Origin of the sequence: Pseudarthrobacter sp. CCNWLW217 (genome assembly GCF_037203985.1) — a bacterium.
Classification (GTDB): Bacteria; Actinomycetota; Actinomycetes; order Actinomycetales; family Micrococcaceae; genus Arthrobacter.
The window spans coordinates 17,632-41,057 of record NZ_JBBCBT010000017.1; the positions used below are offsets into that span (position 1 = coordinate 17,632).

20 protein-coding genes are annotated in these 23,426 nt (G+C 62.7%); 12 read left to right on the top strand and 8 right to left on the bottom strand.

Translation table 11 applies throughout. The features are described from left to right. Window positions 1-9 precede the first annotated feature (9 nt). The gene (locus tag V9L18_RS17670) at window positions 10-459 is read right to left on the bottom strand and encodes a MarR family winged helix-turn-helix transcriptional regulator (RefSeq protein ID WP_337348467.1); all 450 of its coding nucleotides are present in this window, start codon (window positions 457-459) and stop codon (window positions 10-12) included. A 164-nt stretch (window positions 460-623) separates the two neighbouring features. On the opposite strand from V9L18_RS17670, the gene V9L18_RS17675 reads away from it, so the two are divergent. Then, window positions 624-1,844 (top strand): MFS transporter, encoded by a 1,221-nt coding sequence (locus tag V9L18_RS17675; RefSeq protein ID WP_337348468.1) that lies wholly within the window; start codon window positions 624-626, stop codon window positions 1,842-1,844. A 29-nt stretch (window positions 1,845-1,873) separates the two neighbouring features. Continuing rightward, window positions 1,874-2,917 carry an LLM class oxidoreductase gene (locus V9L18_RS17680; RefSeq protein ID WP_337348469.1) on the top strand — a complete coding sequence of 348 codons (1,044 nt, stop codon included), beginning with the start codon at window positions 1,874-1,876 and terminating at the stop codon, window positions 2,915-2,917. Between the two features lie 303 nt (window positions 2,918-3,220). On the opposite strand, the gene pntB is transcribed toward V9L18_RS17680, so the two are convergent. The 7 genes from pntB to glmS all read right to left on the bottom strand — a co-directional run bounded on the left by pntB (window position 3,221) and on the right by glmS (window position 13,438). Then, window positions 3,221-4,699 (bottom strand): Re/Si-specific NAD(P)(+) transhydrogenase subunit beta, encoded by a 1,479-nt coding sequence (pntB, locus tag V9L18_RS17685; RefSeq protein ID WP_337348470.1) that lies wholly within the window; start codon window positions 4,697-4,699, stop codon window positions 3,221-3,223. Next, complete coding sequence (locus tag V9L18_RS17690) at window positions 4,696-6,255, bottom strand: Re/Si-specific NAD(P)(+) transhydrogenase subunit alpha (protein ID WP_337348471.1); 1,560 nt, start codon at window positions 6,253-6,255, stop codon at window positions 4,696-4,698. Before V9L18_RS17690 ends, pntB begins: the two co-directional genes overlap by 4 nt. 519 nt (window positions 6,256-6,774) lie before the next feature. After that, window positions 6,775-7,569: an SDR family NAD(P)-dependent oxidoreductase gene (locus tag V9L18_RS17695; protein WP_141140299.1), complete on the bottom strand. Its 795-nt coding sequence runs from the start codon at window positions 7,567-7,569 to the stop codon at window positions 6,775-6,777. Between the two features lie 52 nt (window positions 7,570-7,621). Then, window positions 7,622-8,656: an ABC transporter permease gene (locus V9L18_RS17700; protein WP_337348472.1), complete on the bottom strand. Its 1,035-nt coding sequence runs from the start codon at window positions 8,654-8,656 to the stop codon at window positions 7,622-7,624. Further along, the gene (locus V9L18_RS17705) at window positions 8,653-10,203 is read right to left on the bottom strand and encodes a sugar ABC transporter ATP-binding protein (protein ID WP_337348473.1); all 1,551 of its coding nucleotides are present in this window, start codon (window positions 10,201-10,203) and stop codon (window positions 8,653-8,655) included. Before V9L18_RS17705 ends, V9L18_RS17700 begins: the two co-directional genes overlap by 4 nt. Before the next feature lies 1 nt (window position 10,204). Beyond that, the gene (locus V9L18_RS17710) at window positions 10,205-11,371 is read right to left on the bottom strand and encodes a sugar ABC transporter substrate-binding protein (RefSeq protein ID WP_141140296.1); all 1,167 of its coding nucleotides are present in this window, start codon (window positions 11,369-11,371) and stop codon (window positions 10,205-10,207) included. A gap of 171 nt (window positions 11,372-11,542) precedes the next feature. Beyond that, a complete protein-coding gene (glmS, locus tag V9L18_RS17715) occupies window positions 11,543-13,438 on the bottom strand; it encodes a glutamine--fructose-6-phosphate transaminase (isomerizing) (RefSeq protein ID WP_337348474.1) in 1,896 nt (631 codons plus the stop codon). Window positions 13,439-13,605: 167 nt separating this feature from the next. On the opposite strand from glmS, the gene V9L18_RS17720 reads away from it, so the two are divergent. Genes V9L18_RS17720 through V9L18_RS17765 form a run of 10 tightly spaced genes read left to right on the top strand, consistent with a single transcriptional unit; the run spans window position 13,606 to window position 23,357 of the window. Further along, on the top strand, window positions 13,606-14,634 hold the full coding sequence (locus V9L18_RS17720) for an MBL fold metallo-hydrolase (protein WP_337348475.1): 1,029 nt from the start codon (window positions 13,606-13,608) through the stop codon (window positions 14,632-14,634). Further along, complete coding sequence (gene eda / locus V9L18_RS17725) at window positions 14,631-15,299, top strand: bifunctional 4-hydroxy-2-oxoglutarate aldolase/2-dehydro-3-deoxy-phosphogluconate aldolase (RefSeq protein WP_337348476.1); 669 nt, start codon at window positions 14,631-14,633, stop codon at window positions 15,297-15,299. Before V9L18_RS17720 ends, eda begins: the two co-directional genes overlap by 4 nt. 56 nt (window positions 15,300-15,355) lie before the next feature. Next, a complete protein-coding gene (locus V9L18_RS17730; protein WP_011691662.1) occupies window positions 15,356-16,195 on the top strand; it encodes an SDR family oxidoreductase in 840 nt (279 codons plus the stop codon). Between the two features lie 6 nt (window positions 16,196-16,201). Continuing rightward, window positions 16,202-17,269 carry a galactitol-1-phosphate 5-dehydrogenase gene (locus tag V9L18_RS17735; protein WP_337348477.1) on the top strand — a complete coding sequence of 356 codons (1,068 nt, stop codon included), beginning with the start codon at window positions 16,202-16,204 and terminating at the stop codon, window positions 17,267-17,269. After that, complete coding sequence (locus V9L18_RS17740) at window positions 17,266-18,315, top strand: zinc-dependent dehydrogenase (protein WP_337348478.1); 1,050 nt, start codon at window positions 17,266-17,268, stop codon at window positions 18,313-18,315. The genes V9L18_RS17735 and V9L18_RS17740 overlap by 4 nt, the downstream gene beginning before the upstream one ends. Before the next feature lie 45 nt (window positions 18,316-18,360). After that, window positions 18,361-19,890, top strand: coding sequence for a glycerol kinase GlpK (gene glpK, locus V9L18_RS17745; protein ID WP_337348479.1), 1,530 nt, complete (start codon window positions 18,361-18,363; stop codon window positions 19,888-19,890). Between the two features lie 9 nt (window positions 19,891-19,899). Continuing rightward, the gene (locus V9L18_RS17750) at window positions 19,900-20,862 is read left to right on the top strand and encodes a shikimate dehydrogenase (RefSeq protein ID WP_337348480.1); all 963 of its coding nucleotides are present in this window, start codon (window positions 19,900-19,902) and stop codon (window positions 20,860-20,862) included. Then, on the top strand, window positions 20,859-21,449 hold the full coding sequence (locus tag V9L18_RS17755) for a glucose-6-phosphate isomerase (RefSeq protein WP_337348481.1): 591 nt from the start codon (window positions 20,859-20,861) through the stop codon (window positions 21,447-21,449). Before V9L18_RS17750 ends, V9L18_RS17755 begins: the two co-directional genes overlap by 4 nt. Window positions 21,450-21,454: 5 nt before the next feature. Then, window positions 21,455-22,408 (top strand): phosphoglycerate dehydrogenase, encoded by a 954-nt coding sequence (locus V9L18_RS17760; protein WP_337348482.1) that lies wholly within the window; start codon window positions 21,455-21,457, stop codon window positions 22,406-22,408. A gap of 22 nt (window positions 22,409-22,430) precedes the next feature. Continuing rightward, a complete protein-coding gene (locus V9L18_RS17765; RefSeq protein WP_337348483.1) occupies window positions 22,431-23,357 on the top strand; it encodes a MurR/RpiR family transcriptional regulator in 927 nt (308 codons plus the stop codon). Window positions 23,358-23,426: the final 69 nt, after the last annotated feature.

Genomic DNA, 23,426 nt, shown 5'->3' on the forward strand with positions numbered 1-23,426 from the left:
TTCCGCATTTCAGACGGATGCGTGCAGTTTGGGCAGGGCATCCACCAGCGGGGCAAGCTCCGGGATTTCCTGCGCTTCGGCGAGGGCCCGTTCCAGCGCGGCGTCGTGGGCGGGCCGCGCCTCCTCCAGCAGCCTGATGCCGCTCGCAGTGAGCTCGGTATAGATTCCGCGCCGGTCATCCGCGCAGAGGATACGCGTGAGCAGGCCGCGGTCCTCAAGCCTGTTCACCAGCCGGGTTGTGGCGCTGGCACTCAGCGCGGTTGCCCGGGCCAGTTGCTGCATGCGCATGTGCCAGCCGTCCTGCCGGCTGAGGGCGTCAAGCACCGTGTACTCGACGACGGACAGCTGGGCCTCGGCCTGGAGCGAGCGCTCCAGCTCCGACTCGATCAGGCCATGCAAAGCCGCGAGGGTCCGCCAGCCCTCCGCACGGACTTCAACGGCGTCGTCCTTAATGCCCATCTGGTACTTCCCTTCGGATCGTGCACCCACCGATGTGAAACGAGGCGCAACAAATAATAGTTGCTTGCGCGCTGTATCTGCTTGTGCAACAATAAATAACGCGTCTGCAACTAACAGCTTACGCGCCCTACCCCATTCCGTACAGTTTTTGAAGGAGCTTCACCATGCCTATTGGCCTGATAGCCCTCGCCCTCGGCGGGTTCGGCATCGGACTCACCGAGTTCGTGATCATGGGCCTGCTGCCCGAAGTGGCTGCAGACTTCCAAGTCAGCGAGGCCACGGCCGGCTGGCTGATCTCCGGCTACGCTCTCGCCGTCGTCGTCGGCGCCCTCCTGCTCACCGCAGCCGTAACCCGCTTCGAGCGCAAGCCAGTCCTGGCCGTGCTGATGGTCCTGTTCATCGCCGGCAACCTGATCTCGGCCCTCGCCCCCGACTACTCCATGATGATGATCGGCCGGATCGTTGCCGCCCTGGCCCACGGTGCGTTCTTCGGCATCGGGGCAGTAGTGGCCGCTGACATGGTGGCCCCCACCAAGAAGGCCGGCGCCATCGCCATTATGTTCACCGGACTCACCGCCGCCAACGTCCTGGGCGTCCCGTTCGGCACCATGCTCGGCCAGGCGGCCGGCTGGCGCTCCACCTTCTGGGCCATCACGGTCATCGGCATCATTTCCCTCGTCGGCATCCTGACCCTGGTCCCCAAGACAGGGTCCGGGGACGCGGCCCCCGGCGGACTCCGCAGCGAACTGCGCGCCTTCCGCTCCGGCCAGGTCTGGCTGTCCATCCTCGTCACCATCCTCGGCTACGGCGGCATGTTCGGCGCCTTCACCTACATCGCCTTCACCCTCACCGAAGTCACCGGCTTCGCGGCCTCCACCGTGCCCTGGCTCCTCATCGTCTTCGGTATTGGACTGTTCATCGGCAACACCGTGGGCGGCAAGGCCGCGGACCGGAACGTGGACCGCACCCTCCTCGTGGTCTTGGCTGTGCTCGTCGTGGTGCTCGTGGGGTTCGCGCTGACCGCCGGCAACCAGCCCCTCACCATCGCCTCCATCGTCCTGCTCGGCGGCTTCGGCTTCGCCACCGTCCCCGGCCTGCAGATGCGCGTCATGAAATACGCCCATAGCGCCCCCACCCTGGCCTCCGGCGCCAACATCGGCGCGTTCAACGTCGGAAACGCCCTCGGCGCCTGGCTCGGCGGCGTGACCATCACCGGCGGCCTCGGCTACACCTCACCGATCTGGGCCGGAGCCGGCATCACCCTCCTGGGCCTGGTCGTGATGGCCATCGCCGCAACCAGCGCCAAACGCTCCAAAACGGCGGCCACTATCGGCGACAACACCTCTAAAACCGCGACTGACGCCGTCGTAGAAGCATCAATTTAGCGGAACCTCACCACCTCAAGGAAGCAATCATGACTTCGGATCGTACGGCCGCCCTCTCATCCCCTCAAGCCCGGAAATCAGGTCAGCCGCGGTTTCGCGCACTAGATGTTCTGAGCAGGCAGGGCCGGGGAATGACCCTGGGGGTCGAGCTCCCCCTCGACAACGACTTCGCTGCTCGCGGCCCGGCCGGGAAGAAAATGACCTCAACCTTCGGAATACCGGACCTGCAGCAACATCGCGAGCGGGCAGTGCTCGCGGACAAGCTGGGTTTCAAGGCGTTGTGGCTGCGTGACGTGCCGTTGTGGATTCCGGAGTTCGGTGACGCCGGACAGGTTTTTGACCCGTTTGCCTATCTCGGGTTCCTCGCTGGTGTCACCGACAACATTCTGTTGGGAACAGCCGCCGTCGTGCTGCCCCTGCGGCACCCGCTGCATGTTGCGAAAATGGCGGCCACCGTCGATCAGCTGTCCAGGGGACGGCTGATCCTCGGTGTCGCCTCCGGGGACCGTCCCGCTGAATATCCGAATTTCGGCGTGGACTTTGAGTCGCGCGGCGAACAGTACCGAACAGCCGTGAGTACGCTCAGGCGTCTCTGGCGCGACAGCGCTGAACTCCCGAGTGCCAGCATGAAGGTCCTTCCGGCACCACATGAGGGGTCAATTCCGCTGATCGCGGTGGGGCGTGCCCAGCAGAGCACGGAGTGGGTGGCCGAAAACATGGACGGCTACATGACCTATCACCGTCCGGCCCATTTCATGAAGCCCGTAACGGACAAATGGAAACACTCAGTCCCGGGGGGCGAGTACAAACCGGCGATTACCACGATGCTGGTGGATCTGCTCGACGACCCCAACGCCCCGGCGGAGCCCATCAGGTTCGGGGCGCGTTTGGGGCGCCGCCAGCTGCAAAGCTATCTCTGCGAGCTCGAGGGCGCGGGTATTGCGCACGTTGCACTAAACTTCCGTCCCAGTTCCCGGCCAGTCGTAGAGGCTCTCGAAGAGATAGCCGAGCATGTGCTGCCCGCCTTCAGCGGTGAGGCGCCGGAACCTCCCCACGGCGTTGCTCGCAGTTGACGAGTTCACGACGCCTTTGCTACGAAATTTTCGCTGGCATGGCCACCGCGGGCAGCAGCCTGTTCAGTCGGTTGGGGTTTCCAGGTAAAGTGTGTGGCCGGGGCCTGCGGTCCAGTCTCGGGCCACGATGCTCACGCGGCGGGTTCGTGCCGAGTTCCCAAATCATTGTCCGGCGCGAGTGATCCGGGAGCTGGTACCTCTCCCGGATCGTCGCGACGGCCATCGTATTCGTGCTGTGGTCTTGCGGGGAGGCGAAAACCCGTCATCGGACACGACGTCCCGTCGCCTCCGTCCTCCGTTCGCTTAGAACGCTTTGAGGATGTCTTCGACGCGTTGTTTAGCATCGCCGAAGAGCATTTGGGAGTTGTCGCGGAAGAACAGCGGGTTCTGGACGCCGGCGTAGCCTGCGGCCATGGACCTTTTGAACACCACGACATTCTCGGCTTCCCACACCCGCAGAACAGGCATCCCGGCAATGGGGCTGGACGGGTCCTCGGCCGCGGCGGGGTTGACGGTGTCGTTTGCGCCGATGACAAGGACCACCGAGGTGTCACCGAGGTCTTCGTTGATTTCGTCCATTTCCAGGACGATGTCATACGGGACCTTTGCCTCGGCGAGGAGCACGTTCATGTGCCCGGGCAGGCGCCCGGCGACGGGGTGGATGCCGAACCTGACGTTAACGCCGCGTTCGCGGAGCTGGTGCGCGAGTTCGGCCACGGGGTACTGGGCCTGGGCGACGGCCATGCCGTAACCGGGGGTGATAACCACGCTGGAAGCGTTGGTCAGCATTTCGGCAGTGGCCTGCGCGGTGATTTCGCGGTGCTCGCCGTACTCGGCATCGTCCCCGCGGGTGGGGGCGGCGATGCCGAAGCCGCCGGCGATCACGGAGATAAAGGACCGGTTCATGGCCTTGCACATGATGTAGGACAGGTAGGCGCCGGAGGAGCCCACCAGTGCGCCGGTGATGATGAGCAGGTCATTGTTCAGCAGGAAACCCGCCGCAGCGGCGGCCCAGCCGGAGTAGCTGTTGAGCATGGAGACGACCACGGGCATGTCGCCGCCGCCGATGGAGGCCACCAGGTGCCAGCCCAGCCCGAGGGCGAGGAGGGTGACCAGTAAGAGGAGCCAGAGCTGGGAGTCGTTGACGTACCAGGCCGTCAGGGCAACGAACGCGGCGAGGGCGCCGACGTTGATCGCGTTCTTCCCCGGCAGCATCAGCGGTGAGGACTTCATCCGGGCCGAGAGTTTCAGGAACGCCACGATGGAACCGGTGAAGGTCACCGCGCCGATGAACACGCCGATGAACACCTCGGCATGATGGACAGCCATCAGATCCGGGGACAGCGCGGGGGCTTCGAGGTGCCCGTTCCAGCCCACGAGCACGGCGGCGAGACCAACGAAGCTGTGCAGCAGCGCGATAAGTTCGGGCATGCCCGTCATCTCCACCACGCGTGCGCGCCACAGCCCGACGGCCCCGCCGACCAGCACCGCAGCCAGGAGCAGGACCAATCCCCTCAGGCCATGGCCGGTGCCCCAGGCGCCCTGCAGGGTCAGCCAGACGGTGGCCGCCAGGGCGATGACCATCCCGGAAATGCCATAGATGACTCCTGCCCGGGCTTTTTCGTGTTTGCTCAGCCCGGCAAGGCTGAGGATGAACAGCAGGGCCGCGACGATGTAGGCCGCCCCCGCGATGGAGTCGGCGGTCAACGGACCGGAGACGGTGTCAGACACAGTAAAGCTCCTCGTTAAAATTCCTGCTGCGGCTTCGGGTACGGCGCTCATGAACGTGCCTTGTCACCGCGGGAGAACATCGCGAGCATCCGCCGGGTAACAGCGAAGCCGCCGAAGATGTTGATACTGGCCAGCAGGACCGCGACCGCAGCGAGAACCTGCATGACAGGGTTCTCGGAGGTCACCTGCAGCAGTGCACCGACGACGATAATCCCTGAGATGGCGTTGGTGACCGACATCAGCGGGGTGTGGAGGGCATGGTGCACTTTCCCGATGACATAGAAGCCCACCACGACCGAGAGCATCAGCACAGTAAAATGCTGCGGCAGCGGCGCCGGCGCAACCGTATTGACCACAAACAACGCTGCGATGCCCGCGGCAAAGAGCCCGGCCTTACCGGCCGGGCTGAGGCCGGCCTTCTTCTTCGGCGCCGTGCCGTCGGCGGCAGTCCCGGCGTCGGCCTTCACCACCGGCGCGGCCGAGACCTGGACCGGCGGCGGCGGCCAGGTCTTCTCCCCGTTGCGCACCACGGTCACTGAGCGCTGCACGACGTCGTCGAAGTCGATTCGCAGCTGGCCGTCCTTCTCCTTCGTCAGGAGCTTGAGCAGGTTCAGCATGTTCGTCCCGTACAACTGGGAGGCCTGGGCCGGCAACCGGGCCGGAAGGTCGGTGTATCCGAGGATCACCACACCGTTTTCCGTCACCACCCGTTCCCCGGCGACCGAGCCTTCCACGTTCCCGCCCTGCCCGGCAGCCATGTCAACGATCACGCTGCCCGACTTCATGCCGGCCACATCCTCTGCGGTCAACAGCCTCGGCGCAGGACGCCCCGGAATCAGGGCCGTGGTGATGATGATGTCCACGTCCCGGGCCTGCTCGGTGTAGATCTCCGCAGCACGGGCGTTGTACGCCTCTGACGTGGCTTTGGCGTACCCGTCGGCGGACTTCATCTCCTCCTCGACCTCCACCTTGAGGTAGGTCCCGCCGATGGACTTCACCTGATCGGCCACCTCGGGCCGCGGGTCGGTCGCACGCACGATCGCACCCAGGCTGGACGCAGCACCGATCGCGGCCAGGCCTGCGACCCCGGCACCGGCCACGAGGACCTTGGCCGGCGGGACCTTGCCCGCCGCGGTCACCTGGCCGGTGAAAAACCGGCCGAATTCGTGGGCTGCCTCGATCACGGCGCGGTAGCCGGCAATGTTCGCCATTGAACTGAGCACGTCCATCGACTGCGCCCGCGAGATCCGTGGCACGGCATCCAACGCCAGCGCCGTGATGGGCCGCGCCGCCAGTGCCTCCACCAGCTCCGGACGCAAACCCGGACTCAATGAGCCGATCAGTGTGGAACCGTCGGCCAGGCGGCCGATCTCCTCCTCAGTGGGCGGATTGATCCGCAAAACCACGTCGCTGCCCCACGCCTCGTCGGCGCCCACAATCATTGCGCCCGCTGCCTCGTAGGCGGCATCACGGAACGACGCAGCCTCCCCCGCACCCTTCTCGACCACAACCTCGTAGCCCAACTCCAACAACTTCCCCACGGTGACAGGGGTCGCCGCCACCCTCGTCTCGCGACCCAACTCGGCCACAATGCCAATACGTGTCACGTTCACTCTTCCTCTTCCAGTCAATCCGACATAGCGAAATATTCGGCGAAGCCACTGTGTGGACGCTCGATCTCCTGCTCCCCATAGACGGGTTCTCCAATGGGAATTAGCCGCGGGGGCATGAATTTGGACATGCTGACATTTCTCGTCCTCGTGGTCGGCAGTGGCCACTTCGGATGCGTGCACGAGCTCCATGACGTGCTGCCGGTTGAACACGTCGGCTGGGCTCCCGGGCTGTCACCGGAACTCCGGTGCGCGACGCAGCAGAATTACAGCGTCGACTTGAGGAGCGCCCGTTCGGCACCCCGTGAGGGGCCAGACCGGTGCGGGTTCCGCCAGAAGAGGCGGCGACAGTTCCGTGCTTGGAGCGGCGGTTCTGCCCAAGCAAGATGCTGATCCCACGGGGGCGGCTTAACCCAGCGCTCAATTGCGGCGTATGTGCAAAGAGGGGTGGGCACGCCCGTGCCCGCCCCTCCCGCGCCCCTCCTCCGCTTGAGCCGTGAACTCCTGGGGTGCTTCTTAGAAGATTGCTCGGCGGGTGCCGCCATCCACGGAAACGGCGGCGCCAACGGTCGCCGACGCTTGCGGGGAACTGAGATAGACGACCAAGTTGGCGACTTCGTCTGTTGTCGCTGCGCGCTGGAGCAGCGAGGTCGGTCGGTGCTCCCTGACGAAGTCGTCGGTCTGTTCCTGGGCGGAGAGCTGGGAGTCACCGCCCATCTTCACAACGAAGTCGGATACGCCCTCGGAGAAGGTCGGTCCTGGAAGCACTGAGTTGACGGTAACTCCAGTCCCGGCGGTCAGTTCCGCCAGCCCACGTGAGATTCCCAGCTGCATAGTCTTTGTTGCTCCGTAGTGCATCATTTCTGGCGGAATTTGCAGTGCAGATTCGCTCGAGATGAATACGACTCGACCCCAGCCGCACTTCATCATCCCCGGAAGATACTGGCGGGCAGTCTTGATTCCCGTGAGGACGTTGACTTCGAAATATCGGATCCATTCGTCGTCGTCGATGTCGAAGAACGACTTGGGCTCAAAAATGCCCAGGTTATTGATCAGGATGTCCACGGCGGGAAGAGCCTCGAAGAGTTGGGCGGTTCCCTCGTCCGAGCAGAGGTCAACAGCCAGTGGTATCAGGGTCCCTGGAAGGTTGAGATTGTTAACCGTCTGGGCGGCTTTCTCCACCCGTTCCGGATTGCGTCCTGTGATGGTCACGGTGGCACCCGCCGCCGCGAGGCCCTTGGCAATCGCGAGCCCGATTCCCTGACTGGACCCTGTGACCAGCGCTTTCTTTCCTTCAAGATTGATGTTCACGTGTTTCGCCTTCTTGTTGTTGTGGTGGCTTATTCAGGTCTTGATGCAGCGCCTAGGTGGCTTCGCCGCGCAGGAATCTGGTTGCGGCGACTGCGGCAATGAGGGCCGTTCCGGTGAACAACGGCTCAATCCAGAACGGCGCTCCGATGAGTGCCAGCCCTGTGGTGCCGACCTGGAGCGTTATGACGGCGACGATGGTGCCCCACACGTTAAAAGTACCCGGGAGGAACGCGGTGGCGCCCAGGAAAACTGCGGCATAGGCAGGAAGCAGCATGGGGGGGCCCACCGTTGGGCTGCCGCTTCCGAGGATTCCTGCCTGGATCACACCGGCGATTCCGGCCAGGGCCCCCGCCCCAGCGAACGCTCCAATGGTGAACCGCGGTACGGCGATCCCGGAGAGGCGCGCGGCATCCCTCGACCCGCCAATTGCGTACAGAAAGCGCCCGGCGGGCGTCTGGGACAGTATGTACCAGACAATCAGCCCTATGGCTGCCGCGACGACCACGGGCAAGGGAATGCCGAGCAGGTTGCCTTGCCCGAGCCCGGTTAGCTCCTCGGGGATGTTCTCGTAGAAGACGTTCCCGAGCGTGTAGGCGCCGATAAGTCCGGTGAGGATGGTGCTCATGCCAATAGTGACGATGAAGGAGTTGATCCCCACCTTGCTGACCAGCAGGCCGTTGATTAGTCCAACAGCGGTGCAGGCCGCAATGGCGGTGATCATGGCGGGGACCGCCGGCATGCCCTGCTGTGAAGTCAGGCCTGTCACCAGGATCAGTCCGAGGCCCAAGTTGGCAGCCACGGAGAGATCAAGTTCTCCGACGATCAGCGGAAGGAGCAGCCCGATTGCAAGGATTGTCAGTACCGCCTGCAGGTTCAGCACTGTTTTGAGGTTGTCCACCGTTGCAAAGGTGTCGGGGGCCGCAAGGGAGAAAACGATAATCAGGAGCATCAGGAGCAGCGGCAGCGCTATCCGGGCGAAGAACAATGGCAGCGCCTCATTTTGCCGCCTTCGCAGGATGCGAAATCCGGTTTTTCTAGGCTCACGGGCTGTTGATGGGGCAGATGACGGGTCGAGGGTCGAGGTCATGACGTTGTTTCCTTAGTTCGTTCGCCGTCGAAGTACATCGACTGCGTGACCTTGCCGGCGGTAAGGCCGGCGGTTGATTCCTCGGCAACGATGCGTCCATGCCGGAGAATGAGGATCCGATGACTGAGGGCAATCATCTGTTCGATCTCGGAAGAGATCAGCACGACCGCGGCGCCCCGTTCAGCCGCGCGGTTGATGAGGTCGAATATCTCCGCGCGGGCGCCGATGTCCACACCTTGGACGGGTTCGTCGAAGATGACAATGTCGGGACTGGTTTCCAGCCATTTGGCGATGACCACTTTTTGCTGGTTTCCCCCGGACAGCACCTTGAAAAGCCTTTGGGAGGACGCCGGTCTGACGTCGTACTCGCCGATCTTTTGAGCTATCCACTTTCGTTCCGTTCCGGTTGAGAGCCTGACTCGCCGCCAAAACCGGTCGATGGACGTAATGGTGAGGTTCTCCCCGACGCTCATGTCCAGCACTCCGCCGTCCCGACGACGGTTCTCTGGGATGAGTGCGATCTTCCGCGCCACCGCGTCCCTCGGCGTCCGGAACCGGCATTCACTGCCTTTGACTGTGATGGTGCCACGGACGGGTTCCTGGGCGCCAAAGAGTATGCGGGCGAGTTCACTCCGGCCGGATCCGAGCATGCCGGCGACGCCGATGATTTCGCCGGCACGGATCGTGAATGAGACATCCTTCAGGCGTTTTCCGGTTAGTCCCCGGACGTCCATGAGCTCACGTCCTGGCACCCCCAGCTCACGGGCGAGGGGCAAAGCCTCGACGTCCCGCCCCACGATCAGGCGGACAAGGCTCTTACGATCCGTGTCAGCGATGCCGATGGTTTCAATATTCCGGCCATCCCGCAGGACCGTGGCCCGGTCCGCGAACGAGGCCAGCTCTTCGAGTTTATGGGTCACATAGAGCACAGCCACGCCGCTTTCAACCACTTTCCGGACGGCGGCGAAGAGCAGCGCAGCTTCCGAGTCGGGCAAAGCAGCCGTGGGCTCATCCAGCACCAGAACCTTGGCCCCTTCACCGGCTGAGCTGAGCGCCCTGGCTATCGCCACGATGGTCTGTTGCGCGATCGGCAAGCGCCCCACGGGGGTGTTGGGGTCGAGGTCGGCGTGCCCCAAGCGGGCGAGTTCCGCAACGGTGTTTTCCCGCATTCGCGACCAGCGGATCCTCGAAAACAACCCCGATCCGTAGCTCCTTGAGGCTTCGAAGTTCTCGGTGATGGACAGGTTCGGAATGAGTCCAAGGTCCTGATGCACGAACACCAGACCCATTGCCGCCGCTTGGGCGGGCTCGAAAGGCAACGTGACGGGAACGCCGTCGAGGGTCATTTCTGCGCCTTCGTCGGGATGATGGAACCCTGCAAGGCATTTGATAAGCGTCGACTTTCCGCAGCCGTTCTGGCCCAGGAGCGCGTGTACTTCCCCCGCGCGCAGCTCCAGGGCCACCGTATCGAGAGCCTTTTGTCCGACGAAGGTCTTGGACAGGCCCCGCACCGTCAGGACAGTGCGGGGCGAATCGGCGGTGTTCACGTCAGCCGACCTTCCACAGTCCCTTGTAAAGGGCGACTCCGTCGAAGTCTCCGTCCCAGCCGCCGGAAGCCGGGGCGTTCTCCGCTGTAACGAGCTTGCCGGTGATGCCCTGGTCCTGCGGCTTCTGGCCACTGAAGATCCTGTTGAGATTGTCCACCTGGCCGTAACCTGCACGGCCGAAGGCGAATCCGATGGACGCGGCCTGGAAACCCCCCTTGCGGATCATCTCGGTATTGGCCACGTCGGCGTCCACCGAAATTCCGAAAGCTTTCTTGGAATCAGCCAGCCCTGCCTGCTGTAGCCCCTGGGAGAAGAACAGCATGGCCGCGTCGAATCCTGCGAACAGCACGTTGTAGCGCGGGTTGCTGCGGGCCAACTGGGCAACGCGCCCTGGCGCGACGGTGCTGATTTCACCTGCCAGGAACGAGCTCTCGGCTACCTGCTCGCAACCTGCTCCGGCAGCCTTGCAGTCCTCAATGAACTGTTTGAGGCCGCTCACGCGCGCCTTCACGGTGTCGAATTCCGGATCGGTCAGGACGATGAATTTCGGTGCTGAATTGAAACGCTTGCGCGCTTCAAGGAACGCGAACTCCCCCAAGAGGTATCCTGCTTTGTTGTTTGCGTCCAGAGCTGGAATCAGCGACTGGTAAAGGTCATCCTTGTTGCCGCACATGTTGCAGGTGACGGCGATGCCTGCATCCCTGGCCGACTTGATGTCACCCTGAACTGCAGCGGCGTCGATGGACGTCAACGCGATGGCATCGACTTTCCGGGAGACTGCCCGCTGGATGGCCGCGGAGATCTTGGTGCTGTCGCTCGCGGGGTCGTCGATGCTCGCGTCCCAGCCAAGCAGCCGCGAGGCTTCCTGCGTTGAACGGGCCGGCCGCGCGCACCCTTCCACGGCCATGGAACAAGGAATGATCACGATCTTCTTGGGCCCGTTGGAGAGCGATGCGCTGGCTGGGACGGGGTTGGTCGTGGTGGTCTGCGGTGCGGTTGCAGCTGCGACGTCGGCGGTGACTTTTGCCGTGAACGCCGCTGACGCCTCGGAGTCTGCCTGTGACGTCTGGCTGGCCGGGGCGGGACCGCAGGCCGTGGTCAGTGCTACAAGGCAGGCAAGCACGGCTACTGCCGCGCTCCCCCGGTAGCGGTTTCTCCGTTGAAACATGGTGGGCCCTCTCTGAATGTGCACTGCAGGCGCTCTGGCGGCAGGATCTATGCGGCCGGGATCAGTTGGTGCTGCAGTGGCATTACCGTCATTGGTAACAGCATCAAAGTAGCAGGAATTTCCCGTCATGACCATAGTTTCGGCAGAAAGTTCTACCTATGGCCATCGCGGCTATTCTACGGTGACTGACTTGGCAAGGTTCCGAGGCTGGTCAATGTCCAGCCCCTTCGCGTCCGCCAGCCTGGCAGCAAAAATTTGCAGCGGGATGGTAGTTAGTAGTGGCGCCAGAAGCGGATTTGATGCCGGCACGGCCACCACCACATCCGCCCAGGCCCCCGTCACTGCGTCCCCTTCTTCACAGACGCCGATGACGCGACCGCCGCGCGCCTTGATCTCCTGGATCGTCGACATCATCTTCGCGTGAAGCGTCCGGCTACTCACGGGTGAGGGCACAATGACGACGACCGGCTGTCCGGGCTCGATGAGGGCAATCGGACCATGCTTAAGCTCGCCGGCTGCAAAGCCTTCGGCGTGAATGTACGCCAGCTCCTTCAGCTTCAGGGCCCCCTCCATGGCCACCGGGTGCCCGACATGCCTACCGATGAAGAGTACCGCCGTCGCATCGGCTAGCGATTCGGCGAGCGCGGCGATCTGTTCCTCCGCCGCCAGTGCCCGTTGGATCTTTTCCGGCATGCCTCCTAGTTCGAGGATTGCCCCGGAAATTTCCAGCGGGTCCCCGGTCCCCCGCAACTGGGCAAGGTAGAGAGCGAGCAGGAGCGCGGCTGTCACCTGGGTAAGGAACGCCTTAGTGGAGGCCACGGCCACCTCAGGACCTGCATGCGTGTACAACACACCGTCGGATTCACGCGGAATAGTCGCTCCCACGGTGTTGCAGATGGCGAGCACCTTGGCTCCTTGTTCAAGGGCGTACCGCACGGCCATCAGCGTGTCCATCGTCTCGCCGGACTGCGATATGGCTATCACCAGCGTCCTGTCATCAAGCATCGGACAGCGGTAACGGAACTCGTGGGCAAAGTCGACTTCAACCGGAATCCTGGACCAGCGCTCTATGGCGTATTTCGCAATCTGCCCGGCATAGGAGGCCGTACCGCAGGCCACGACGATGATCTTCCGGACGCCGGCCAGAGCTGCGTCACTGATTCCAAGCTGGCCCAGAGACAGGGTCCCGTCTGCTCCTATCCTCTCCCGGAGAGTGCGGCGGACCGCTTCTGGCTGCTCTTGGATCTCCTTCGCCATGAACGAGGAATGGCCATCCTTCGTGGCCGAGCTGGCGTCCCAGTCGACGACGAATTCCTTGCCGGCAGCGCGTTTGCCGTGGAAATCAGTGATGGTCACTTCGTCAGCCGTGAGGCTGACAACCTGATCCTGCCCGAGCTCAATGGCGCGGCGGGTTGAGTCTATGAATGCCGACACATCCGATCCGAGAAAATTTTCGCGTTCACCCCGGCCAACCACGAGCGGGGAATTCCTCCGCGCCGCGACGATGAGTCCGGGATGGTTGCTATGTACCGCAAGAAGCGTGAAGGACCCCTCCAGCTCCGCGCAGGTACGGCGCATGGCTGCCGCCAGAGCATCACCGCCAGCCTGATCTCCACCCAGGGTGAGGTAGACATCAGCCAGTAGCGCAGCTGCGACTTCGGTGTCGGTCTCCGAGAGAAACACGTGGCCACGGGCCGTCAAGCGGCTCCGCAACGGGCCGGAATTTTCGATGATCCCGTTGTGAATGACTGCCAATCGGCCATCATCAGCAAGGTGCGGATGGGCGTTCGCGTCCGTCGGCGCCCCGTGCGTGGCCCACCGCGTATGGCCAATGGCTACCTGCGCGGGGGGCAGCGGGTTGGAGCGGAGAAGGTTTTCAAGATTCGCTAACTTTCCAGCTTTCTTTCGGGAGCTGATCCCGCGGTCAGCGAGCACGGCCACGCCCGCCGAGTCGTACCCCCTGTATTCAACGCGGCTCAAGCCACCGAGGACGACGTTCAGGGCACGATTTTCGATATTGCCCTGGTCTTGGTTGACGCTTCCGACATATCCCACGATTCCACACATGGCCCCCAGCTTACATCTGTTGGGAATTTTCTTCCCAAACTATTTTCTTGTTGGAAAATTCTTGCTACTGTGTGATCAAGAGCAAGCCAATGGCAACGGCGACCGCTTACTGGACACCAGAAAGGCACGAAAATGTTCAATCGCACACAACGGCGTGTCACGGCTTTGTGGCAAACTTCTCCGGGGAACAGCGCCACCGTGTCACCGTCGCACACGCGGCAGCCTCCGATGGCCGCGTGATCGACGTGGACGAACCGACCGTTCCCTCCGAAGCGGATGGTGACCCTGCGACGTTCCCTATGGTCCGTCTAATTCCCGACGGACCGGGGGCAGACTATCTCACCGCTGCCGCCGCTCCATCGGGGGACGTCAGGTTCTGGTGGTTGGGTCAGGCCGGATTTGCTCTGGAACACGACGGACGCCGGATACTCATTGATCCCTATCTCTCGGACAGTCTCGCCACTAAATACGCGGGGACCGTCTTCCCGCACACTCGCCTTCATCCAGTCCCTGTGGACCCGGAACAGATGGTGGGCATACAGGCTGTTCTTCACAGCCACGCCCATACTGACCATTTGGATCCGGAGACCGTCCGGGCACTGCAGACGAGGAACCGTCCTTTCTTCCTTGCCCCCAGGGCACGAACCCAGGTGGCCATGGACCGGCACATCCCCGTCGAGCTGTTGATTCCGGTCACAGCCGGCAGCAGCGTGGAACTAGCCAGCGACATCAGCGTCACCGTCGTCCCGGCAGCCCACGAAGATCTGGAAACCGACATCAACGGGGATTCCGTTTTCCTGGGCTACATCATCGACATCGCAGGCGTGAAGATATACCACTCTGGTGACTGCGTCCCCTACCAGGGCCAGGCAGAACTCCTCCGCAACATGCGGGTCGACCTTGCGCTGCTCCCCATCAACGGTAGGGACAGCCACCGGCTTCAGAACGGGGTGCCGGGGAACTTCACGGTGAATGAAGCCCTCGAACTGTGCGCGGCGGCGGACATCCCGGCCGTCGTCGGGCACCACTTCGGCCTCTTTGACTTCAACACAGTAGACCCCGGCGAGGCGGCACAGGAGTTCACGCACCTGGCCGGCGACGTGCAGTGGACGCTCCCGTCACTCGGACAGGCGTACCACATCACCCCCGCCCGGACAGCCAACGTCCCGCAGAACGAAAGAAGGCAACCGGCATGAACGCCGAAGACCTGCTCCAGAGACTTCGCGAGCTCGCGATAGTGCCAGTCATTGAAATCGAATATGCCGACGACGCAATTCCGCTGGGCAAGACGCTTGTCGACGCGGGCCTTCCCGTCGCGGAGATCACCTTCAGAACCCCCGTTGCGGCCGACGCCATCGCCCGCATGGTGGACAACGTTCCAGGACTGCTGGTCGGGGCCGGAACCATTCTGTCCGAAGACGACGTCGATGCAGCAGCAGACGCCGGTGCACACTTCATCGTCTCCCCTGGGCTCAACGCCTCGGTCGTGGAGCGGGCCAGACAACGCTCGATCCCGATCATCCCAGGCGTCACCTCGCCGTCAGAAATCGAGGCGGCGCGGTCCCTGGGGCTGCGTTTACTCAAGCTCTTCCCGGCCGAGGCCATCGGCGGCATACCCCTGGTCAAGGCCCTCAGCGCCCCCTACCCGGACGTGTCGTTCATGCCCACCGGCGGGATCACCGCAGACACCGTCTCAGCGTGGTTGGCCCAGCCATCCGTGGCAGCCTGCGGCGGATCCTGGATCGCCACCAAGGACGCGGTAACCGGCCGACGCTGGGAGGAAATCACCACCAAGGCAGGCCAGGCAGCTGAACTCGCCGCCAGCTCCCCACGCCCCCGCACGGCGGGAACCCGGGCCTAAGCAGGCCATCCCCAAACCTCACCACCACAGTTTCAATACCAACAGGAGAAATCACAATGAGCGAAACATACGTCCCACAGACCGGAGTCGCCCTGGCCGGCAAAGTCGCCATCATCAGCGGCGCAGCCTCCGGAATCGGCGAAGCCGTCGCCCGGATCTTCGCAGCCAACGAAAGCAAGGTCCTCCTGGTCGACATCGATGAAGAACGTCTCGAGAAGGTCACCGCCAGCATCCGCGGCTACGGACGCGGGGACGTCCATTCGATCCTCGCCGACGTCACCGACGAACAGTCCGTAATAGACCTGTTCGCATGGGCCAAAACCAACTGGGGAAGCGTGGACCTGATCGTCAACAGCGCCGGTCGCGACTCACTGGCACCGCCCGTCGTCGACGTCACCCTGGATGAATGGAACAAGACCATGACTCCGAACCTGACCGCTGTCTTCCTGATGTGCCGTGAGGCGTTCCGGATCATGGAAAAGCAGGAAAACGGCGGCCGCATCATTAACATGGGATCGTCCTCCGCCCGTGTCGCCTCCGGCCCGGGCCACAGCCCGTACCGCGCCTCAAAGCACGGCCTGATGGGGTTCAGCAAGAACATCCTCCTGGAGGGCAAAGACAAGAAGATCGGCGTCACCGTCATCAACCCCTCCCACGTCAAGACTCCGATGACCGAGATCATCGACAAGGGTCTGTACGACGGCGACGTCCCCGCCTACATCGACGGCTGGCTCGACAAGAAGGAAATCGAGGAAGGCATCCACGCCAGCTGCATCGAAGTGGACAACGTTGCGGAAATAACCCTCTTCGTCGCCACCCGCACCCCGGACGTTACCATCCCCCAGATCGCCCTCTACCCCACGCACAAAGCCCACCGCTACGGTATGGAGGTCTAAGCCGCCATGAAGGCTGCAATCCTCAACGGACTCAACGACCTCGAATATGCGGACATTCCGGAACCGCAACCAGTCGGCGAAAACCCCGTTCTGGTCCGCGTCGGCGCCGTCGGCGTCTGCGGATCAGACGTCCTGCGCTACGGGCACGGCAAGGCCTACCATTACCCTCTGGTGCTCGGACATGAATTTTCGGCCATCGTCGAGGAAGCCCCCGACAGCCCCCACCTGAGCGCCGGGGACCGGGCTGCGGTTTTCCCGCTGCTGCACAGGCACGGGGATCCCATGTCCGAAATCGGCGAGTACGCTCTCGGAACGGGATACGACTACTTCGGGTCTCGACGTCACGGGGCAATGTCCGAACGGATGTGGGTTCCCGAACAAAGCATTTTCCGGGTTCCGAACGACATGCCCCTGACACACGCGGCAATGGTCGAGCCCGCCGGGGTGGCCCTGCACGCAATGCTCAAGGTGCAGATCCCCACTCATACCACTGCCCTCGTAATTGGCGCGGGCCCGATCGGCGCCTTGGCCGCTCAATGGCTGCGAATCCTTGGTTGCTCGCGCGTGCTGGTGGCGGACATCGACGATCGGAAGCTCGAGATCATGTCGCGGCTCGGTTTCGAAACCATTGACGCCAAGACCGGGAACACCGCAGATCTTGCCCGAGCAGCCACGGACGGCTGGGGCCCGCAGATAGCTGTCGAGGCCACCGGAAACCCGAAAGCGCTCATCCAGGCCATTGAATCAGCCTCGGTCCAAGGACAAGTCGTCCTGCTCGGTGACCTTAGTGGCGACCTGCACCTGGCCAAGGACGCAGTCTCGTCCCTGCTTCGGCGGGAGCTGAGGCTGTACGGGACCTGGAACGCCAAGGTCGCCCCGAAGGGCCGCAGCGAATGGGACATGGTCATCGCCCACCTCGTTCGCGACCTGCACGTGGACGAACTGATCAGCCACGTCCGCCCCCTGGACGAAGCACCGGCCGTGTTCCGCCGTCTTACGGACCGCTCCATCTGGTACAACAAGGTGCTCTTCGCCGTCGCCGACGAGGCGCAGGAAGAGGTACGCACATCATGAAAGCCGCACGGCTTCACTCCCCCGGCAATATAAGGGTCGATGACATCCCCAGACCGTCTGCCGACGCGGGTGACATCATCATCAGAGTCCGGGCTGCTTCGATCTGCGGCACGGACCGTCGGATTGCCGCCAACGGGCATTTCAAGCTTCCGGAAGGGACTCCGCGTGTTCTTGGGCACGAGTTTGCCGGCGAGATTGTGGAGGCTGGCAGCGAGGTCAGTGGTTACGCCGTGGGAGACCGCGTCAGCGTTACGCCCAACGTCGGCTGCGGGACATGCCCCAACTGCCTCGTTGGACTGAACAACATGTGCCCCTCCTATGAAGCCTTCGGAATCACGATGGATGGCGGCTTCCAGGAGTACGTCCGGATACCCCGCTTTGCCCTCAACCGAGGCAACGTGTTCCACCTTCCGGAGACTGTGGGCTACGCCGAGGCCGCACTGGTCGAACCACTCTCGTGCTGCTACAACGCGGTCAGCAAACTCGATGTCCGACCGGACTCCACCGTTCTGATCATGGGTGCCGGACCCATCGGGGCCTGTCACGTCATGCTGGCAAAGCTCTACGGCGCCCGCAAAGTCATCGTTTCGAACAACCGGCAACCGCGGCTCGACTTCGCGGGTACAGTCGGCGCCGATGTACTGGTCAACCTCACCGAACGCGACCTGGCCACTGTCGTGGCCGAGGAAACCGGTGGTCTGGGAGTTGACGTTGCCCTGACCTGCGTCTCCAAGCCCGAGGTACAGGCTCAGGCCGTCGACCTGCTGGCAACGCACGGAAGAGTCAATTTCTTTGCCGGACTCGGCAAGGCGCAAGCTGTTGCCCTCGACACCAACCGGGTCCACTACCAGGGCTTGACTCTGACCGGTACAACCGGTTCGAGCAATTCCGATTATGCGTCCGCCCTGAGCCTCGTGGGGGAGGGCAGGCTGGACCTCTCGCCACTGATCAGCCAGACGTTCACACTGGATGACATCGAAAAGGCCATGGACTACGCCGGATCAGGCCAAGGGATGAAGGCCATGATCCTCTTCGAATCGAACTAAAGCGCTGCACCTCGAATCCGCAACGCACACAGAAATGGACCGGCGATGACAACGAAGTACATCATGGCGCTGGATGCCGGAACAACCGGTATCCGGGCAATCATCTACAACTCAAACGTTGAGATCGTAGGCGAAGCCAGCCAGGAGTTCACCCAGATCTACCCCAAGCCGGGGTGGGTGGAACACGATCCCATGGAGATCTGGAATACACAACTGGCCGTGGCACGGCGTGCCCTCCAGGGAGCCGGGATCGATCCGCACGACATCGGTGCGATCGGCGTCACGAACCAGCGTGAAACCACAGTCGTCTGGGACAGGGACACGGGCAAGCCCATCATGAACGCCATCGTGTGGCAGGACAGGCGCACGGCCGGAGTATGCGACGGCCTCAAAGAGAAGGGTCTGGAGGAGCATGTCCGGTCCACGACCGGGCTGGTCATCGACGCCTACTTCTCCGGCACCAAAATCGCGTGGATCCTGGACAACGTCCCCGGTGCACGGGCCCGTGCGGAGGCCGGCGAGCTGTGCTTCGGCACCATCGACAGCTGGATCATTTGGAACCTGACTGCCGGGGCCGCGCATGTCACCGATTACTCCAACGCGGCGAGGACGATGCTCTTCGACATCAACACCCTGGACTGGGACGACAAACTCCTCGGTGAGCTGGGCGTACCGCGTCTAATGCTCCCCGATGTCCGGCCAAGCAGCGAAGTCTACGGACACACCTGCGACGGAATCTTTGCGGGCGCCCATATCCCGGTCGCCTCTGCAATCGGAGACCAGCAGGCGGCTCTGTTCGGGCAGGCGTGCTTCGACCGCGGCATGGTCAAGGCGACTTACGGCACCGGCGCCAGTCTGGTCATGAATACCGGCGACAAATCAGTCAGCTCGGCGAACGGAATGCTGACCACCATTGCCTGGGGAATCAACGGCGAAGTTGAATATGCGCTTGAAGGACTGATTTTCGTGGCCGCGGCGTCCATCCAATGGCTACGGGATGAGCTCCGGGTCATTTATGATTCGGCCGACAGTGAGTACGCCGCAATGCGGGTGGAGGATTCCGGCGGGGTATACGTTGTTCCCGCGTTCACCGGCCTGGCCGCGCCGTACTGGGACCCGTATGCCCGCGGCGCGATCCTCGGACTCACCCGTGGCTCGAGCCGGAACCACATCATCCGGGCCACGCTCGAATCCATTGCGTTCCAGATCAAGGACGTCATCAATTGCATGGAGGCCGATGCCGGACTCCCCGTCTCCGAAATCCGTGTCGACGGCGGTGCGGTGCGGAACAACTTCCTCATGCAGTTCCAGGCCGACATGGTCAATGTCCCGGTCCTCCGTCCCCGGCAAGTCGAATCCACGGCACGCGGAGCCGCGCTTCTGGCGGGCCTTGCCTGTGGGTTCTGGGCGAGCAAAGACGAACTGCGTGACACATTCGCACTTGACCGGGCCTTCACCCCGGACATGTCTGAAGAAAAACGCTCTGCCCTGTACGCCGGGTGGCAAAAGGCCGTCACCCGCGCCTGCAACTGGGAAGAGCACGAACCCGCCACCCCATCTACCACCAATCCCTAGGAGCGCCCTGTGACGCTACTGCCCGCCGTCGAACCGACGATGTACTTCATCGGTGTCACGACAAACAAATCCTCCATCATGAAAGTTTTCCCGGCGTGGGCAAAAGAGCTCGGCCTTGACGCCAGCCTCAAGGGCATCGACCTTCCTTTGGGTGCTCCGCCGGAGGCCTACCGGGACGTCGTCGGATTCATAAAATCCGACCCAATGTCGCTCGGCGCACTCGTGACGACCCACAAGCTGGACATCGTCAGCGCAGCCCGGGACCTCTTCGACGAATTTGGCCCTGACGCACGGCTTCTCCATGAAATCAGCAGCATCAGCAAACGGTCCCCACTGTTGTGGGGCAATGCGATGGACGCCGTCACCAGCGGGCTGTCCCTGGAAGCCATCCTTCCCGAGAACTACTGGGAAGATTCGTCAGCGGACCTGGTGCTGCTCGGCGCGGGCGGCTCCTCGCTGGCCCTCACGCTGTATCTGCATAAGCGGGCCGCTGCCGGCCTGCCGGGACCCAAGAAGATCATCGTCACCAATCGCCGGAACCTGCGGCTCGAGGAAATGCAGGCCATGCACGCCCGGCTCGGGAGCGCACTGCCGATCACATACGTCCAGGCCACAGCTGGATCGACCAATGATGAAGTCGTCGCCAACGCATCCCCTGGATCGGTGATCATCAACGCCACGGGCTTGGGAAAGGACCGTCCGGGCTCGCCCTTGACGGACAACGTCATTTTCCCCCAGGGGGCCATTGCCTGGGATTTCAACTACCGGGGCGACCTCGTCTTCCTGGATCAGGCCCGTGCACAACACCCGGAACTCCAGGTCCGGGTCGAAGACGGCTGGGTCTACTTCATTCATGGCTGGACGCGCGTAATAGCTGACGTATTCAACATCGACATTCCCACACGGGGAGCAGAATTCGACCGGCTCTCCGACATTGCCCACACCGTAACCCAGAAGGAGAACCCCTCATGAACGCCTCCCCCACAACCACCGTCAAAGCAGTAGTCACCGATTTCGACGTCACCACCGGACTGTCAAACACCAAGGCCCCCCTCCAGCGACGACTTTCAGCAATGGCTGATATGTACGCCGACCAGGAAGCCGCAGCCGCACAGGTCGCCCAGGAGGACACCCTTGTCTACGAGTTCTTCGACATGGGTGTTCCCTCGACCAGCGGCGATGTTGCCTATGGGACGAGCATCACCTATCCGGGGAAAGTCGGCGATGAATACCACATGACCAAGGGCCACTTCCATGAAGTCCTGGACACGGCGGAGATCTACTACTGCTTGAGCGGCCGCGGTTACATGCTGATGGAGAACCCGGAAGGTGACTGGCAGGCTGCTGAATTCACGCCCGGACAGGCTGTGTACGTTCCGCGGCGCTACGCCCACCGAAGCATCAACGTGTCCCCCACGGAGCCGCTGGTTACTTTCTTCGCCTTCCCCGGGCACGCCGGACACGACTACGGAACCATTGAAACCAAGGGCTTCCGGAAACTGTGCGTGGAGCGCGATGGAAAGCCGGCGTTCGTTGACAATCCCCGCTGGCAGGCCTGATGTCCATGGCTTCGCCGCACCTCACGGACACAGGCCGCAACGGCCGCATAGCAGTGACCCCCCGCTCCTTGTCGGACGGGGGGCACCCTGCCCTACAAAAGCTGGAACGCGCCGGATACGAATTGGTTTATCCGTCTCCGGGTGCAGTTCCCAATGAGGATCAGATCCGCTCCGGCGTGTCGGAGTGCGTCGGCTACCTTGCAGGGACAGAGCGCCTTTCCGGACGGCTCCTCGAGGACCTAACGGAGCTGAAAGCCATCTCCCGGAACGGCGTCGGCGTGGATTCGATCGATGTCGAAGCGGCCAAACGCCTGGGGATCAATGTACTTACAGCGCCCGGAGCCAATTCGCAGGGAGTAGCGGAACTTACCATCGCACTGATTCTGGCCGGGAGCCGCAGCATCCCCTGGCACGATGCCCAGCTGAAGTCGGGCCAATGGAACCGTCGGCCCGGCAGCGAAGTGTCCGGGAAAGTCCTTGGCCTGATCGGATGCGGCCAGATAGGCCGGCGGGTTGCGACGATGGCGCTTGGACTAGGCATGAAGGTGATTGCCTTCGACGAATATCCCGTGACATCGTTTGCTCCTTCGCCCGACTTCTCGTGGGCACCGCTGGAGGATGTTTTGTCATCGAGCCATGTCATATCGCTTCACACTCCGCCGTCCGGGCAACCGGTCCTCGGATCCGCGGCGATCGGGCTGCTCCGATGGGATACGGGCATCATCAACACGGCGCGGGCATCCCTGATCGACGACGAGGCGATGCTGCAGGCTCTTGACTCCGGGCAAGTCGGATTTCTGGCCACAGATGTGTTCAGTTCTGAACCTCCCGCACCCAACCGGCTGACCACGCACCCGAGGGTCATCACAACCCCGCACATCGGTGGATACACTAAGGAAAGCGTGGACCGGGCCACACAGGCCGCTGTGGACAACCTGCTTCAGGCCCTCGCCACTTAGGAACTAGACCGGAGACTACGACATGACGGAGACCTTCACCGGCGGGCTGCTGCACCGAATCTCGGGGCGGCTGCCATACCTCCCGCCTTCACTCCGCCAAGTCGCAGAAGCGGTACTGAAGTCCCCGGAGCTGGCTCAAACCATGACCATTTCTGAACTGGCGGTGGCCGCCGGGGTCGGTGAGTCCACTGTCTCCCGGTTCGTCAAGGAACTGGGGATTGACGGCTACAAATCAATGCTGCTTGGCCTGGCCGAAGCAACGTTTATTTCCAAGGCAGCCACTAGTGCCCACACGGCAGATTCTGAAGTCGTATACGAAGGCGTCAACCGCAGCGACACAGCCGCTGAGATCGCGGGAAAGGTCGAACGCAGCAGCGTGCAGTCCCTACGGCGCACCGGGCAACGGCAGGATGTCGAGGCAATTCAGCGGGCTGTGGACCTCATCGACGCGTCGAACACTGTGATCTTCTGTTGCATGGGTTCGTCGAGCATTGCCGCCGAGGAAGCAGTCATGCGCTTCACGCGTGCCGGGAAGAAGTGCATGCTCTACCGCGACACCACGATCCAGGTCATGCTGGCGGCGATCATAGAGCCCGGTGACCTGCTGATCGGCATCAGCGACTCCGGCCGCAGCACTCCGATCCTCGATGCGATGCATCTCGCACAACAACGTGGGGCGCCGACCATTGCCATCACCGGAGCTGAAGGTTCCCCCTTGCGCGATTACTCGGACGTTGTGCTCTATACAGCGACCGTTCCCAGCGGCGGGGAACTTTATGGGGAATCCGTGACGAGCAAATGGGGCCAGTTGCTGGTCATCGACATCCTGTACGCGACTTACGCCAGCAGACACTATGACGCCACAGTTGAACATCTCAAGCAGACATACCAGGGCGCGATTCGTCAGTCTCGAACGAGCCCCGCGGCCTCTGCACGACGCAGCGGTTGATGAAACACTGGCGGCCGTCGGCAGAATCCTTCCGCCCCTCTGGAGCAGCGGTCTGACTGGGGCCGGCTA

What these genes read in the sequence shown, in the direction of transcription:
- V9L18_RS17670 (WP_337348467.1), bottom strand. Translation starts at nt 459, where the DNA reads ATGGGCATTAAGGACGACGCCGTTGAAGTCCGTGCGGAGGGCTGGCGG.
- V9L18_RS17675 (WP_337348468.1), top strand. Translation starts at nt 624, where the DNA reads ATGCCTATTGGCCTGATAGCCCTCGCCCTCGGCGGGTTCGGCATCGGA.
- V9L18_RS17680 (WP_337348469.1), top strand. Translation starts at nt 1,874, where the DNA reads ATGACTTCGGATCGTACGGCCGCCCTCTCATCCCCTCAAGCCCGGAAA.
- pntB (WP_337348470.1), bottom strand. Translation starts at nt 4,699, where the DNA reads ATGAGCGCCGTACCCGAAGCCGCAGCAGGAATTTTAACGAGGAGCTTT.
- V9L18_RS17700 (WP_337348472.1), bottom strand. Translation starts at nt 8,656, where the DNA reads ATGACCTCGACCCTCGACCCGTCATCTGCCCCATCAACAGCCCGTGAG.
- V9L18_RS17710 (WP_141140296.1), bottom strand. Translation starts at nt 11,371, where the DNA reads ATGTTTCAACGGAGAAACCGCTACCGGGGGAGCGCGGCAGTAGCCGTG.
- glmS (WP_337348474.1), bottom strand. Translation starts at nt 13,438, where the DNA reads ATGTGTGGAATCGTGGGATATGTCGGAAGCGTCAACCAAGACCAGGGC.
- eda (WP_337348476.1), top strand. Translation starts at nt 14,631, where the DNA reads ATGAACGCCGAAGACCTGCTCCAGAGACTTCGCGAGCTCGCGATAGTG.
- V9L18_RS17730 (WP_011691662.1), top strand. Translation starts at nt 15,356, where the DNA reads ATGAGCGAAACATACGTCCCACAGACCGGAGTCGCCCTGGCCGGCAAA.
- V9L18_RS17735 (WP_337348477.1), top strand. Translation starts at nt 16,202, where the DNA reads ATGAAGGCTGCAATCCTCAACGGACTCAACGACCTCGAATATGCGGAC.
- V9L18_RS17740 (WP_337348478.1), top strand. Translation starts at nt 17,266, where the DNA reads ATGAAAGCCGCACGGCTTCACTCCCCCGGCAATATAAGGGTCGATGAC.
- glpK (WP_337348479.1), top strand. Translation starts at nt 18,361, where the DNA reads ATGACAACGAAGTACATCATGGCGCTGGATGCCGGAACAACCGGTATC.
- V9L18_RS17755 (WP_337348481.1), top strand. Translation starts at nt 20,859, where the DNA reads ATGAACGCCTCCCCCACAACCACCGTCAAAGCAGTAGTCACCGATTTC.
- V9L18_RS17760 (WP_337348482.1), top strand. Translation starts at nt 21,455, where the DNA reads ATGGCTTCGCCGCACCTCACGGACACAGGCCGCAACGGCCGCATAGCA.
- V9L18_RS17765 (WP_337348483.1), top strand. Translation starts at nt 22,431, where the DNA reads ATGACGGAGACCTTCACCGGCGGGCTGCTGCACCGAATCTCGGGGCGG.